Source organism: Streptomyces sp. NPDC005485 (assembly GCF_040606085.1).
GTDB lineage: Bacteria > Actinomycetota > Actinomycetes > Streptomycetales > Streptomycetaceae > Streptomyces.
Genome location: NZ_JBEXDZ010000050.1, coordinates 1 through 12,451 on the forward strand (window position 1 = coordinate 1; position 12,451 = coordinate 12,451).

At 72.5% G+C, this 12,451-nt stretch carries 14 protein-coding genes and 2 pseudogenes; 10 read left to right on the forward strand and 6 right to left on the reverse strand.

Annotation, left to right across the window (positions count from 1 at the left end; genetic code table 11):
- From ABZS97_RS18675 to ABZS97_RS18685, 3 genes are all read left to right on the forward strand, one after another.
- The coding region (locus ABZS97_RS18675) for a hypothetical protein (protein ID WP_356139131.1) at nucleotides 1-437 on the forward strand (437 nt) is incomplete at its 5' end.
- Between the two features lie 114 nt (nucleotides 438-551).
- The gene (locus ABZS97_RS18680) at nucleotides 552-1,520 is read left to right on the forward strand and encodes an acetylxylan esterase (protein ID WP_356139133.1); all 969 of its coding nucleotides are present in this window, start codon (nucleotides 552-554) and stop codon (nucleotides 1,518-1,520) included.
- A 26-nt stretch (nucleotides 1,521-1,546) separates the two neighbouring features.
- Nucleotides 1,547-1,951, forward strand: coding sequence for a nuclear transport factor 2 family protein (locus ABZS97_RS18685; protein WP_356139135.1), 405 nt, complete (start codon nucleotides 1,547-1,549; stop codon nucleotides 1,949-1,951).
- A 9-nt stretch (nucleotides 1,952-1,960) separates the two neighbouring features.
- On the opposite strand, the gene ABZS97_RS18690 is transcribed toward ABZS97_RS18685, so the two are convergent.
- The gene (locus ABZS97_RS18690; RefSeq protein ID WP_356139137.1) at nucleotides 1,961-3,031 is read right to left on the reverse strand and encodes a phosphatidylinositol-specific phospholipase C domain-containing protein; all 1,071 of its coding nucleotides are present in this window, start codon (nucleotides 3,029-3,031) and stop codon (nucleotides 1,961-1,963) included.
- A gap of 281 nt (nucleotides 3,032-3,312) precedes the next feature.
- Here ABZS97_RS18690 and ABZS97_RS18695 point away from each other — a divergent pair, with 281 nt between their 5' ends.
- From ABZS97_RS18695 to ABZS97_RS18720, 6 genes and pseudogenes are all read left to right on the forward strand, one after another.
- Nucleotides 3,313-4,479: a serine hydrolase domain-containing protein gene (locus ABZS97_RS18695; protein WP_356139139.1), complete on the forward strand. Its 1,167-nt coding sequence runs from the start codon at nucleotides 3,313-3,315 to the stop codon at nucleotides 4,477-4,479.
- Between the two features lie 137 nt (nucleotides 4,480-4,616).
- Complete coding sequence (locus ABZS97_RS18700; RefSeq protein WP_356139141.1) at nucleotides 4,617-5,342, forward strand: winged helix-turn-helix domain-containing protein; 726 nt, start codon at nucleotides 4,617-4,619, stop codon at nucleotides 5,340-5,342.
- Between the two features lie 199 nt (nucleotides 5,343-5,541).
- Nucleotides 5,542-6,780: a hypothetical protein gene (locus ABZS97_RS18705; RefSeq protein ID WP_356139144.1), complete on the forward strand. Its 1,239-nt coding sequence runs from the start codon at nucleotides 5,542-5,544 to the stop codon at nucleotides 6,778-6,780.
- 137 nt (nucleotides 6,781-6,917) lie between these two features.
- A complete protein-coding gene (locus ABZS97_RS18710; RefSeq protein WP_356139146.1) occupies nucleotides 6,918-7,445 on the forward strand; it encodes a GNAT family N-acetyltransferase in 528 nt (175 codons plus the stop codon).
- A gap of 339 nt (nucleotides 7,446-7,784) precedes the next feature.
- Nucleotides 7,785-8,048: pseudogene (locus ABZS97_RS18715) on the forward strand (MFS transporter); the annotation flags it as partial.
- A 122-nt stretch (nucleotides 8,049-8,170) separates the two neighbouring features.
- Nucleotides 8,171-8,417: pseudogene (locus tag ABZS97_RS18720) on the forward strand (MFS transporter); the annotation flags it as partial.
- Between the two features lie 59 nt (nucleotides 8,418-8,476).
- Here ABZS97_RS18720 and ABZS97_RS18725 read toward each other — a convergent pair.
- Nucleotides 8,477-9,244 carry a class I SAM-dependent methyltransferase gene (locus ABZS97_RS18725; RefSeq protein WP_356139148.1) on the reverse strand — a complete coding sequence of 256 codons (768 nt, stop codon included), beginning with the start codon at nucleotides 9,242-9,244 and terminating at the stop codon, nucleotides 8,477-8,479.
- 114 nt (nucleotides 9,245-9,358) lie between these two features.
- On the opposite strand from ABZS97_RS18725, the gene ABZS97_RS18730 reads away from it, so the two are divergent.
- Nucleotides 9,359-9,841, forward strand: coding sequence for a GNAT family N-acetyltransferase (locus ABZS97_RS18730; RefSeq protein ID WP_356139150.1), 483 nt, complete (start codon nucleotides 9,359-9,361; stop codon nucleotides 9,839-9,841).
- Nucleotides 9,842-9,852: 11 nt separating this feature from the next.
- On the opposite strand, the gene ABZS97_RS18735 is transcribed toward ABZS97_RS18730, so the two are convergent.
- Genes ABZS97_RS18735 through ABZS97_RS18750 form a run of 4 tightly spaced genes read right to left on the reverse strand, consistent with a single transcriptional unit; the run spans nucleotide 9,853 to nucleotide 12,408 of the window.
- A complete protein-coding gene (locus ABZS97_RS18735; RefSeq protein WP_356139152.1) occupies nucleotides 9,853-10,020 on the reverse strand; it encodes a hypothetical protein in 168 nt (55 codons plus the stop codon).
- A 50-nt stretch (nucleotides 10,021-10,070) separates the two neighbouring features.
- The gene (locus ABZS97_RS18740) at nucleotides 10,071-11,336 is read right to left on the reverse strand and encodes an RNA polymerase sigma factor (protein ID WP_356139154.1); all 1,266 of its coding nucleotides are present in this window, start codon (nucleotides 11,334-11,336) and stop codon (nucleotides 10,071-10,073) included.
- On the reverse strand, nucleotides 11,333-11,674 hold the full coding sequence (locus tag ABZS97_RS18745; protein ID WP_356139156.1) for a YciI family protein: 342 nt from the start codon (nucleotides 11,672-11,674) through the stop codon (nucleotides 11,333-11,335). Before ABZS97_RS18745 ends, ABZS97_RS18740 begins: the two co-directional genes overlap by 4 nt.
- Nucleotides 11,671-12,408 (reverse strand): SgcJ/EcaC family oxidoreductase, encoded by a 738-nt coding sequence (locus tag ABZS97_RS18750; RefSeq protein ID WP_356139158.1) that lies wholly within the window; start codon nucleotides 12,406-12,408, stop codon nucleotides 11,671-11,673. The genes ABZS97_RS18745 and ABZS97_RS18750 overlap by 4 nt, the downstream gene beginning before the upstream one ends.
- Nucleotides 12,409-12,451: the final 43 nt, after the last annotated feature.

Consider the following 12,451-nt stretch of genomic DNA (forward strand, 5'->3'; position numbering starts at 1 on the left):
CGGCGACCACGTCCGCCTCCTCGTCCGCGAGCGGGCCCGCGAGCCCGAGCGTGCCGAGCCCGTCCGTCCCGGCCCCCACGCCGTCCGCCTCGGCGGCACCCTGTGCCGCCGGGCACACGGAGGTCACCGTCTCCCCCGGCGACGCCGTCGAACAGCGGCTGTGCGCCCGGCCGGGGACAGTGGTGACCCTCGTCCTGCGACCCCGCATCGACGACAAGCGGTGGACGGCCGTGCACAGCTCCGCCCCGGTGTTCGTCCTGCCCTCCGGATGGCGGGTCGGCCCGGACGGCACCGCCCGCGCCGAAGTGCGGTGCGCGGGCACCCGGGCCGGTGCGGCCAAGGTCACCGCCATGGCGAAGGCGCCGGACGTGGCAGGCGCGGCGCGCGTCGCCTTCACCCTCGACGTGACCGTGGTCCCGCACCCGAAGGAAGGCTGAGCCCCGCCCCCTCCACGGGCGCGGGTCCAGTCGCGGGGAGAAGGCCTGGCGGCCTCCCGGTGGGCCCACGTACGGTGTGATCATCCGCACTCCTGACGTCAAAGGTGGTCATTCATGGCCTTGTTCGACCTGCCGCTCGACGAACTCCGCAGCTACCGCAGCGCGTCCACCGAGCCGGAGGACTTCGACTCCTTCTGGGCGAAGACCTTGCAGGAGACCCGCGAGCACGAACTGGACGCCCGCTTCGAACCGGTCGAGACGCACCTGAAGACAGTCAAGGTGTTCGACGTGACCTTCGCGGGCTTCGGCGGGCACCCGGTCAAGGGCTGGCTGACGCTCCCGGCCTGGGCGAACGCGCCGCTGCCCGCGGTCGTCGAGTTCCTCGGCTACGGCGGCGGCCGCGGCCTTCCCCACACCCATCTGCTGTGGGCGGCGGCGGGCTTCGCGCACTTCGTGATGGACACCCGCGGCCAGGGCAGCGCCTGGGGCGGTGGCGGCGACACCGCGGACCCGGTCGGCGGCGCCCCCGCCTACCCCGGATTCATGACGCGCGGCATCGACGCCCCCGAGAACTACTACTACCGACGGGTGTACACCGACGCCGTACGCGCCGTGGAGGCGGCCCGTTCGCACCCGTTGACCGACGCGGCACGCACCGCGGTTGTCGGCGCCAGCCAGGGCGGGGGCATCTCGATCGCGGTCGGCGGTCTGGTCCCCGACCTGGCCGCGGTCGCGCCGGACGTGCCGTTCCTGTGCGACTTCCCGCGCGCGACGACGATCACCGACCGCGACCCCTACCGGGAGATCGGCAACTACCTCAAGACCCACCGCGGCCGCACCGAGCGCGTCCTGCGCACGCTGTCCTACTTCGACGCCGTGCACTTCGCGTCGCGCGGCCGGGCGCCCGCGCTGTTCTCGGTTGCCCTGGAGGACGTGACCTGCCCGCCGTCGACGGTCTTCGCGGCCTTCAACAACTGGGCCGACGACAACAAGACGATCGAGGTGTACGACTTCAACGACCACGAGGGCGGTGGTCCCTTCCAGGAGGCGGCGAAGCTGCGCTGGCTCCCCCGGCACCTCTGACCCGCGACCTGCGAGGAGCGAGCGTCATGGAATCGGCTGGAGCGGCACACCGCTTCGTCCGCGTGTGGGAACGAGCCTGGGCCGCCCACGACGTGGACGCGATCCTGGAGCTGTACGCCCCGCAGTGCGTGCACCGCTCGATGCCGTTCCGCGAGCCGCACGTAGGCCGCGACGAACTCGCGGCCTACGTGCGCTGGTCGTTCGCGTCCGAGCGCACGGTCGACGTCCGGTTCTCCGAGCCCGTCGTCGGCCGGGACGGGCTCGCGGTCGCCGAGTTCCGCGTCCTCGCCGAGGAGGACGGGGAACCCGTGACGCTCGCGGGCTGCGTCTTCGTGCGCTTCGACGCGGCCGGGCAGGCGGTGGAGACCCGCGACTACTGGCACACCGCCGCAGGCCACCAGGAACCCGCCGGCCCCCTGTTCCTCACCTAGACAGGTGCCTCACCCCGCCGTCCCGCGCGGTGCGACCGTGGCGAGGACGGTGGGCAGGGGGTACCAGTCCGCGGAGACCACGCTGGCGTGCCGTGTGGCCAGCAGGGTGACCCGCTCCAACGCCTGGGCCTGGGTGGGATTGGTGCCGTCGATGGTCGGTGGGACGTTGTGGGCGTCGGTCATGACGACCAGGTAGTGGCGGTCGTCGTACCAGGCGGTGTCGATGGTGCCGTTCGCGTAGGTGGCGGCGTCGCCGTCGAAGAACACGAACCAGGGGCGGATCGTCGTGTCGGTGTAGCGGGTGCGCGGGTCGCCGGCGGCCGCGCCGTGCACGGCGGGGAAGGCGGCCGCCTCGCGCAGCCGGCCGGCGGAGGCGAGGTCGCGCAGATGGGTGGCGTACTCGCGGTCGGTCCACAGCGTGTCGAGGGGGTTGCCCTCCTCGACGGTGCCGGGGATCAGCTCGACGACGAACTTGCCCGCCAGGGCGGAGCGGGCGGGCCAGCCGTCGGCGCGGACGGCCGAGTCGAGGTCGGTATGGGAGCCGACGACGTCGGCGGGACGCAGCAGGGCGTCGCCGAGCTTGGCGGAGAGCAGCGCGTCCAACTGGGCCGGGCCGCGGCCGTTGTTGGACTGGAAGCCGTCCTTCATCTCGATCTTCAGCTGGATCGGGCGGTGACCCGGGTGCGCGTCGTGCCAGGCCTTGATGTCGGCGAGGCAGCCGCCGAGGTCGCGGTTGCGCGACTTGGTGCGCAGCTCCACGGCGCTCGCGGCGTTCTCGCAGTTGTTGTCGTTGCCGAGCGGGTTGCTGTGCGAGACGCGCCAGGAGGAGCCGAACACGTTGGTCCACACGTCGAGTTCGAGCATCCCGGCGCCGGAGTCCAGCGCGTCGGCGAAGTACGGGTACTTCGCCTTGTCGTAGGCGTTGTGGACGCCCACCCAGGTGCTGGACGCGTACGTGAGATCCGCGGTGGTCGCCGCGGGGCCCGCTGCCGTCGCCTGCGGTCCTGCGGCCAGCGCGAGCACACCTGCCGCCGCCACGGCCGTCCCGGTACGGGTCAGCACCCTCACTTGTCTCCGCATGGTCCCCTTGCCTCCTGCACCTCGGTGGTCAACTGGGAAGCAGAGTAGGGGTGTTGGCTGACATCCGGCAGATGGCGGGATGACGGATGCGCGACGGGACCCCGGCCGGCCGGATCCCGGCCTTCGGTGGCACCGGCGAGGGGCGCCCGACCGCGCCGACGATTGGTGACTTCCCCCTCCTTCCTTCCAGTCCGACCAGTCGGTACGTTCAGGGGGCCGGGCCGCTCCGTCCGCGTACCGGCGTCCCGGTATCCCGGTTTCCGGCGGACGACGGAGGGCCCATGTCCCAGCACACGCCACACCTTGAAGGCCACTGCGACCCGCGCTTCGAAGCGGTCCGTGCGGCGTTCGCCGAGAACTTCCGCGCACGCGGGGAACTGGGCGCGGCCGTGACCGTCACGCTCGACGGCGAGAGCGTGGTCGACCTGTGGGGCGGCTGGGCCGACGCGGCGCGCACCCGGCCGTGGCAGCGCGAGACGCTGGTCAACGTGTGGTCGACGTCGAAGGGGCCGACAGCGCTCTGCGCACACATCCTGGCCGACCGCGGGCTGCTCGACTTCGACGCGCCGGTGGCCACGTACTGGCCGGAGTTCGCGGCGGCCGGCAAGGAGTCGGTCCTCGTACGGCATCTGCTGTCGCACCGCGCGGGCCTGGCCGGGCTGCGGGAGCCGCACACGGCGGCGCAGTTGTACGACTGGGAGCTGACCGTCAAGCGCCTGGCGGAGCAGGAGCCCTGGTGGGAGCCGGGGACGCGGTCGGGCTATCACGCGCTGACGTACGGCTTCCTGGTGGGTGAGGTGGTGCGGCGCGTGTCGGGCCTGCTGCCGGGCGCGTTCCTGGAGCGGGAGGTGACCGGTCCGCTCGGGATCGACTTCACCATCGGGCTGCCCGAGAAGGAGGCCGGCCGGGCGGCCGAGCTGGTGCATCCGCCGGCCGCCGAGACCAGCGAACAGGCGGCGGTCTTCGCCCAGTTGGCGCCCGCGGCACTCGCCGCCCTGGCCAATCCGCTCGTCGGCGCCGCCGAGGCGAACACGCCCGGGTGGCGGGCGGCGGAGATCCCGGCCGCGAACGGCCACGCCACGGCGCGTGCGGTCGCCGCCCTGTACGGCGTCTTCGCCGGGCGGGGCACGTACGACGGGCGCCAGGTGCTCTCACCGGCGGCGGCCGAGCGGGTCCGTGAGGGCCAGGGCGCCTGCCGCGACCTGGTGCTGGGGGCCGGGTTCGCGCACGAGACGGAGGTCGGGCTGGGGTTGTGGCTGAGCGGGCCGAACGGTTCGTACGGGCCGAACCCGAGGGCTTTCGGACATGACGGTTTCGGCGGCTCGTGCGGTCTGGCGGACCCGGAAGCGCGCGTGTCACTGGGGTACGTCATGAACCGCATGGGCCCGCACATCGCAGACGACCCAAGGAAGATGGCACTGATCGACGCCTTGTACAGCGCGCTCTGAGCGCACGCGCACGGTGTGGTGGATGCGGGCGGAAACCGGCCGAACCGTCCAGCGACCCTTCCTTGTGGTTTAGACCAATGCTAGATCTGGTCGCGCAAGGAAGCCGCTCGGATTGTGACCACACAGGAGGCGCGGACATGGCCCGCACCACCCGACTGTCCGACCACGAACCCCGCTACTGGAGGATCGCCACCCAACTCCTCGACGAACTGCGGGACGGGACCGTCGCCCCCGGTGAACGGCTGCCGGGGGAACGGCAGTTGGCCACCCGCTTCGGCGTCAGCCGGGAGACGATACGCCAGGCCCTGCAGGTCCTGCGGGCCGGCGGCCTGGTCTCCACGGACGGGCGCGGCAGCCACGCGACCCTGCCCGGCGCCACCGCCGAGCACATCCCCTCGCTGGACTTCCCCGTCGGCGCGCACACCACCGAGCCGTGCGCCGTCCACCGCACGACGGTCACCTGGGAGGCTCCCCCGCCCGAGCACGCCCGGGCGCTGGGACTGGCGCCACGGCGGCCGACGCTGGTCCATCGCTACGAATCCGCCGCGGCCGACGGGAGCGGCCGCAGGACGGCGGTGACGTCCTTCTCCGCCGTCGCGGTCAGCGAGGTCGAGGAACTGGCCCGCTACCGCGACCGTGCGGACGGCTCGGCCTCGGCGCAGCTGCGACGGGCCTACGACTGGATGCGCAAGGCGGGGCTCACGCTGCACCACCGTGACTCGATCCAGCAGCTCCCGCCGTCCGTCCGGGTCACCCGGCGCGTGCACGACCAGTACGACCGCCCCCTGGAGATCACCGATCTACTGGTGGACGCCCAACAGGACACCCTGGTCTACGAGTTCACCCTTCCGGCGGCCGGCTGACACCGGGGCGTCCAGCGACTCGGCAAGGTACACCGCGCCGAGCGGGCCCAAATGGCCCGCTCGGCCGCGCGGTCCGTGAACCGTCGGCGCCCGGCATCCGGATCACTACAACCCTCGGGGCCTTCGGGGTGTCCAGGACATGACCGGACGGCCAACGCTGCCCGGCCGCCGCCTTCCCACCCCCACGAGGAGAATCATCTTGCGCCAGCGCCTCCGTCCCCCGGCAGCCATCGTGGCCGCATTCGCGATCGCCGCCGCCGTTCCCGCACTCGCCGCTCCGGTGGCGCATGCCGAGGAGGCCGGCCCCGACCTGGTGATCTCGACGCTGCCGCGTGCCACGCCCAAGCCCGGCGAGGTCTACGACGAGTCCGTCACCCTCACCAACAACGGCACCGTGGCCGCGGACGGTGTCGCGTTCCGGATACGGCTGACCCGAGGGCTCGACTTCCCCGAACCGGTCAAGGGCTGCACCTACTCGACCGTCGAGGACCAGGTCCGCCAGGCACTCTGCGAACTCGACACCGTCATCCCGCCCGGCGCCTCGGTCACCACGCCCGTACGGTTCAAGGCCCTGCCCAAGGCGCTGATGGAATCCGTGGAGTACGGCACCGGACGCACCGGCGAGGCCCCGGGCGAGGGATACACGGACAGCTACCGGCGTCTGACCCTGACCGCGGACAGCACGGCCGACCTCGCCGCCACCGGCGACCGGGTGAAGGCGCGTCCGGGCCACACCGCGACCGTGAAGGCGACGCTGCGCAACGACGGCCCCGGCTGGATCCAGAACCAGGAGAGCGACGATCCCGTGGCACTCATGGTGACGATTCCGCCCGGCACGGTCGCCGCCGAGGTGCCCAAGGAATGCGCGCCCTTCAACATCGACGGCCCGAGCGGACCGTCCGCCCCGGGCAAGCCCCAGTACGTCTGCTGGCCCTCCGACCTCACCCTTGAGGTCGGCCAGTCCCTCACCTACGCCTTCGTACTGGACGTCAAGGACACCGCGCGGGACACCGAAGGCGAAGTGCGGGCCACCTCCGTGTACGGCATCGACCCGGCGTTCGACAAGAACCCCGCCAACGACACCGCTCATCTCAGCATCGACGTGCCCGACGGCAACGCCGGGCCCAGCCCGAGCCCTTCGCAGAGCTCCACCGGCAGCGGCGACTCGGGAGACGGCGGCTCCGGCAGTGGCGACGAAGGCAATCACCCGCAGGGCCAGGCCGCCGGCGGCACCGGAACGACGGGCTCCGCGACCACGGGTTCGATGTCGGCGGGCTCGTCGGTCGGCGGCTCCACCGGCGTCCTTGCCGACGGCCACCTGGCGAGCACCGGATCCGACGGCACCACGCTCGTCGCCGGTGCCGCGGCCGTCACCGCGACGCTCGGCGGTCTGCTGATCCTGGCCGTACGGCGCCGGACCGGCACCAAGTCCTCCTGACGCACTGCCACGCGAACGACCACACGTGGCGGCGGCGCACAGCCGCGGCGCGCATACGAGTCGCCCGGCGCCCGGGACACCTCCGCCGCCACGTCCCTGGTCACTCTCGCCGTTTTCTTATTGCATAAGATCTGCAGGTGCTTGAATATCGCATCAGGGCGGCGGCCCCGGAAGACCTCGACGCGGCACGGGCCGTGATGCTCGACACCGTCTACCGGGACTTCGGAACCGGGTACGTGCCCCGGTGGCACGGCGACATCATCGAGCCCGAGCGCTTCTACCTCGTCCCTCCCCGGCACACGCTGCTGGTGGCAGTCCACGAGCGGGACGGGACGGTGGCCGCCACGGCCGCGCTGGACGCGCGCGGACCGGCGCATCCGCCCAACCCCCGGTGGCTGGCCGAGCGTTACCCCTCGGGCGAGACCGCTCAGCTGCGGCGGGTGTACGTGCATCCCGAGCACCGGCGGCGCGGGCTCGCCCGGCGGCTGGTCGGCGAGCTGATCGGGTTCGCCAGAGCGGACGGCGGCTACCGGTCGGCCTATCTGCACACGGACCCGGCGTCACCGGGAGCCGAGGCCCTGTGGCGGTCCCTGGGCAAGCTGGTGCACGACGAGCAGCCCGGCGGCGGCCAACGGATCCTCCACTTCGAGATCCCCCTGCGCTGACCCCATCTCCCCGATCGACACCGACACACCCAGAGGGACGAACAAGAACACCATGCGAACCCCCCGCCGTCGGCCGCGTCACGCACGGAGGGCTGCACACCCTGGGCGTCGCTCTGGCGGTGAGCGCGGCGGCTTTGACGGCCGGAGTGCTGCTGGGTCTGTCCCCCGCCTGTCCGGTCCGATGGTGGACACGCTCACGGCCGTACCGCCCGTCCTGGCCAGGCTTCTCGTCACCGGCGTCGCGGGCAGCGGCCCATGGACCCCCGCGTCAGCCGTGGCCGCCGTCGCCTGGTCGCCACTGGCCGCACACACCTCCGCCCTGCTGCGGCAGGAACGCGTCTGGCCCTGCCCGGCGAGGTGGAGCGGGCGACCGGCTCTCAGACGCCCCTGTCCTGGCTGTTCGCCCTCTCGTCCCTGCTGGTCGTGTGTGCTCAACTGCCCGTCACGCGCTGGGCGGCCGAGCGGCTCGACCTGCGCCGTTCCATGGCCGCCGGGCTGCTGCTCATCGCGGCCGGCTTCGGAGTGGTGGCCGTGCGCCCGGCCCGCTGGACGGGAACTGCTGGGCTGCTGCCGGCCGCGGGGTTCGTCGTCCTGCTCACCCTCCCACGGAGCGCTGGGTGATGCCGAGTTCCTGGGCGACGGCATTGGTGCCAGCGGATACTGGCCGGTCAGAGCAGCGAGTTTGGCCATCTTGCGGTGCACGTTCACCCGGGCCTTGGCGATGAGGCCAGATGCTGGTCACCCCGGCCACCCGTGCCTGGGTGCCCGACCTCGCCCCGGGCGGACGCCTCGGCCTCTAAGTCGGCGCGTTGTCATCCGTCTCCGGGCTGATCGTCCTCATCGGCAGCTGGGCCACCGGGGTGCCTGTTCGACTCCGGTCTCCCCGCGGCCGTGACCTGGCTGGTGCTCGCCGCCGTCCCGGCGCTTGCGGTGGCGGTCCTGCCCAGCCGCCCGCTTGGGGCCGCGGGTTGACGCCCTGGCGGCGGCACACCGTCGGAGACCGTCCGCCATGTCCGTCGGGCGTGCCTGTCTCAGCCCGGGCGCGGACCGTCCGCACGGCTGGCCACGACCATTCGGCACCGCGGACTGCCGTCGGACCGATGGCCGAACTCGGGGAGCGTCAGGAGCTGTACGTCGAATCCGGCCCACGCCAGCTCGCGCTGTACGTCGCCGAGCCGGAAGCCCCGGTAGTACATGACGAACGGCGGACGCCAGAGCGCGTTGCGCACCCGCATGGCCGTGTCGAAGCCCAACAGAGCCCAGAACCAGGGCGAGCTGGGGCGGGCCGGTGCCGGCATCGGAAACGCGAAGCGACCGCCCGGCCGCAGCACAGAGTGGACCTGCGCGAACAGGTTCGGCAGCTCGCGCGGCAGGAAGTGCCCGAACGCGCCGAAGCTCACGACGAGGTCGAAGGCGGGCCCGAAGGGCAGCGCACGAGCGTCACCGCGCACCCAGTCGACACGCGGTTCCCCGTCAACCCGGCCCCGGACCCGCTCCCGCTCCCGCTCCCGCTCCCGGCCTACGGTCAGCATCCCGGCGCTGACGTCGACGCCGGTGACGCTCTCCTGGCACAGCTTTTCGAGCACGTCCATGCCCGCTCCGGTGCCGCAGCACAGGTCGAGCCCGTTCTCGAACGGGCCCATCCGGGCGAGGGCCCGTCCCACCGCGTCGAGGATCGACTCCGGTGTGCGGAAGGGGGTGTGGTCGAACTTGGGGGCCAGCAGGTCGTAACCGCGCTCGACGGACGAGAGGGCCTGGACCGCCAGTTCGCGGAGTGTGGGACCTTGCGGGGTGAACATCGTCGTCAGCTTAGGGCAGCGCGGGGCGGTGAGAGCGCCCGTGCACGGCTGCAGCCGTCGGGCGCTGCTCAATCCTGGTGCGGAGCCCCGTCACGGATCCGTACTCTGTCCGCCATGTTGACGCTGGAGAGGCTCCGGACCGACCACGCGCCGGCTCTGCTCGCCTTCGAGCGGGAGAACCGGGACTACTTCGCACGGTCGGTGTCGGACCGCGGGGACGCGTACTTCGCCGAGTTCCCCGCGCGCCATCGCGCACTGCTCGCCGAACAGGACGCGGGCGTCTGCCATTTCCATGTCGCCGTGGACGAGCAGGGGAACCTGGTCGGCCGCGTGAATCTCGTGGACGTCGCGGACGGCGCCGCCGAACTCGGCTACCGGATCGCAGAGCGAGCCGCAGGCCGGGGCACGGCGACGGCCGCGGTCGCCGAGGTGTGCCGCCTGGCCGCCTCGGCGTACCGGCTCTCCTCACTCATCGCGGTCACCACCCTCGACAACGCCGCGTCCAGGACGGTCCTCGAACGGAACGGATTCACCGCGGTGGAGGAGATCACCCTCGTCGGGCGGCCCGGTATGCGCTACCGGCGCCTGCTCGCGTAGCCGGGCGCGGCTCAGCCGCCCAGCCGGAGGCCGGCGAGCCAGACGTCGGGCGTGCTCGCAGAGGCCGGCGGGGGTGTGCTGCTCGGGCGCTGTGGGCGACGCGGAGTGCGCGGAGCGAAAAGGGCGGCGGCCCGCTTGGCAGGCCGGGCGAGGACAGCGACGGTGATGTTCATGGTCATGGGGTGCTCCTGTGTCGTAGGGGGTCTTGCACCCCACCGACGAACGGGTCCTACGCGGATCGACACTCCGCGAGCCGCTTTTCGAGGAAGTTGCGCTCCGCTTCGTTCTCCACGAGCTCCAGCGCCCGGCCGTACGCCTCGGCCGCCTCCGCCTGGCGTCCCATCCGGCGCAGCAGGTCGGCGCGTGTGGCGGACAGCAGGTGGTAACCCGCCAGGTCGCCCTCCTGCTCCAGTTCCGACACCAGGGCGAGCCCCGCGGCCGGGCCCTCGGACATACCGATCGCGACCGCGCGGTTCAGCCGCACCACGGCGGACGGCACGAAGCGGGCCAGCTCGCCGTAAAGCGCGGCGATGTCGGCCCAGTCCGTGTCCGCGGCCGTGGCAGCGGTGGTGTGGCAGGCGGCGATGGCAGCCTGGATCTGGTAGGGACCGGGGCGGCCACGGCGCAGCACGGTCTCCAGCAGAGCGGCGCCCTCGTCGATGGCGGGCCGGTCCCAGGCCGTACGGTCCTGGTCCTCCAGGGTCACCAGCTCCCCCGCCGCGTCGACGCGGGTGTCCCGGCGGGCGTCGTGCAGCAGGAGCAGCGCGAGCAGGCCCAGTACCTCGGGCTCGTCCGGCATCAGGTGGGCCAGGACGCGGGCGAGTCGGATGGCCTCCGCGCACAGGTTCCTGCGCACCAGATCGGCGCCGGACGTGGCGGCGTACCCCTCGTTGAAGAGGAGGTAGACGACGCCGAGGACGCCCGTGGTGCGTTCGGGCAGCAGATGCGGGGGCGGCACGCGGTAGGGGATGCCGGCGTTGCGGATCTTCCGCTTGGCGCGCACCAGCCGCTGCGCCATCGTCGCCTCGGGGACGAGGAAGGCGCGGGCGATCTCGGGCGTGGTCAGGCCCGCGAGGGTGCGCAGCGTCAGTGCCACCCGGGCCTCGATGGGCAGTGCCGGGTGACAGCAGGTGAAGATCAGCCGCAGCCGGTCGTCGTGCAGCCCGTCGTCGTCCTCGAACTCCGGGTCGTAGGGCCCCTCGTGGCGCGCCTGCACGGCCACCTCCCGCAGCTTCTGGGCCCCCACCGCCTGCCGGCGCAGCACGTCGAGGGCGCGGTTCTTCGCCGTCGTGGTCAGCCAGGCGCCGGGGCGGTGCGGCACGCCGTCGCGCCGCCACCGGTCCAGGGCCTGGGTGAAGGCGTCCTGCGCGCACTCCTCGGCGAGGTCCCAGTCGCCGGTCACCCTGATCAGGGTGGCGACGACCTGGCCCCACTCCGCACGGAAGGCGGCGGCGACCGCGTCCTCGACGTCGTTCGCCGCCGGGTTCTCGTTCACTCCCAGACCGGCCGTACCTCCACCGAGCCGCCGTCGAGGGCGGCGGGGTGGCGGGAGGCGAGGGCGAGGGCCTCGTCGAGGTCGGCGACCTCGACGACGTCGATTCCGGCGATGTACTCATCGGCCTGCGCGAACGGCCCGTCGCTGAGCAGTACTTCACCGCTCTCGACGCGCACGGTGGTGGCGTCGGTGGAGGGCCGCAGACGCGTTCCGCCCCGGCCCGGGTCGAGGCCGGGCACCTGGTCTGCGTACGCGGTGAGGCGGGCGTCGTCGGCGATCGCGTCGGGGCCGGGTTCCTCACCGCCGACGGGGGTGCAGAGGAACAGGACGTACTTCATGACGCCGATCCCTTGATGCCGAGGTCTGCGGGGACCGACGCGTGCTCGTGGTCGATGAGCCACCGGTCGGCGACGGCGCGGTAGCCGGTGGTCACCCGTGCCACGCCGGTGAGCGGCTCGCCGGTGGTGAGCGTCGCGCGAATCCGTACGACGCCGTGGCTGAAGGCGACGCTCTCGTCGACCCGGAGGCGGAATTCCAGCACCTCGCGCTCCACGGGCCCGGTGACGGTGGCGAAGAACCGCTCCTGGGCCTTGCGCAGGGCGTCGACGCCCTGCTCCAGCCCGCTCATCGCGTGCACCACCTCGGCGTCGGGCGTGTAGCAGGCCAGGTGGCGTTCGATGTTCCGCTCGCGCAGGGCGAGGGTGAGTTCCTTGTCGAGGTGGCGGATCTCCTTCTCGGCGTCCTCGCCCTCGTCGCCCCAGAAGGGGCGCACCTCCATGGCTCCGATGGTCGCCACGGGGTGCTTCGCCGCCGCCGCGACCGCCTCCTCCAGACTGTCGCAGTCGAGGATGTCGTATCCGGCGACGTACTCCTTCGTCTCCGCGAACGGCCCGTCGGTGCGCAGCACTTCACCGTCGCGCACGCGGACGGTGACGGCGTCGGCGGGCAGGGCGAGACGGTGGCCGTGCAGCCGCACCTCGCGCTGTGCGAGTTCCTCCACCCACGGTTGGACGGGCGCCATGCCCGAGGCGTCGGCGGTGTCGTCGCCGCAGACCAGCAGCATGTACTTCATGGTTCCTCCCGGAGCTCACTGGGTCCTGACGTTCCACCGACGA

Bases quoted from the DNA above. Each gene is read 5' to 3' on its own strand.
- ABZS97_RS18680 (WP_356139133.1), top strand. From the start codon at position 552: ATGGCCTTGTTCGACCTGCCGCTCGACGAACTCCGCAGCTACCGCAGC.
- ABZS97_RS18685 (WP_356139135.1), top strand. From the start codon at position 1,547: ATGGAATCGGCTGGAGCGGCACACCGCTTCGTCCGCGTGTGGGAACGA.
- ABZS97_RS18690 (WP_356139137.1), bottom strand. From the start codon at position 3,031: ATGCGGAGACAAGTGAGGGTGCTGACCCGTACCGGGACGGCCGTGGCG.
- ABZS97_RS18695 (WP_356139139.1), top strand. From the start codon at position 3,313: ATGTCCCAGCACACGCCACACCTTGAAGGCCACTGCGACCCGCGCTTC.
- ABZS97_RS18700 (WP_356139141.1), top strand. From the start codon at position 4,617: ATGGCCCGCACCACCCGACTGTCCGACCACGAACCCCGCTACTGGAGG.
- ABZS97_RS18725 (WP_356139148.1), bottom strand. From the start codon at position 9,244: ATGTTCACCCCGCAAGGTCCCACACTCCGCGAACTGGCGGTCCAGGCC.
- ABZS97_RS18730 (WP_356139150.1), top strand. From the start codon at position 9,359: ATGTTGACGCTGGAGAGGCTCCGGACCGACCACGCGCCGGCTCTGCTC.
- ABZS97_RS18735 (WP_356139152.1), bottom strand. From the start codon at position 10,020: ATGACCATGAACATCACCGTCGCTGTCCTCGCCCGGCCTGCCAAGCGG.
- ABZS97_RS18745 (WP_356139156.1), bottom strand. From the start codon at position 11,674: ATGAAGTACGTCCTGTTCCTCTGCACCCCCGTCGGCGGTGAGGAACCC.
- ABZS97_RS18750 (WP_356139158.1), bottom strand. From the start codon at position 12,408: ATGAAGTACATGCTGCTGGTCTGCGGCGACGACACCGCCGACGCCTCG.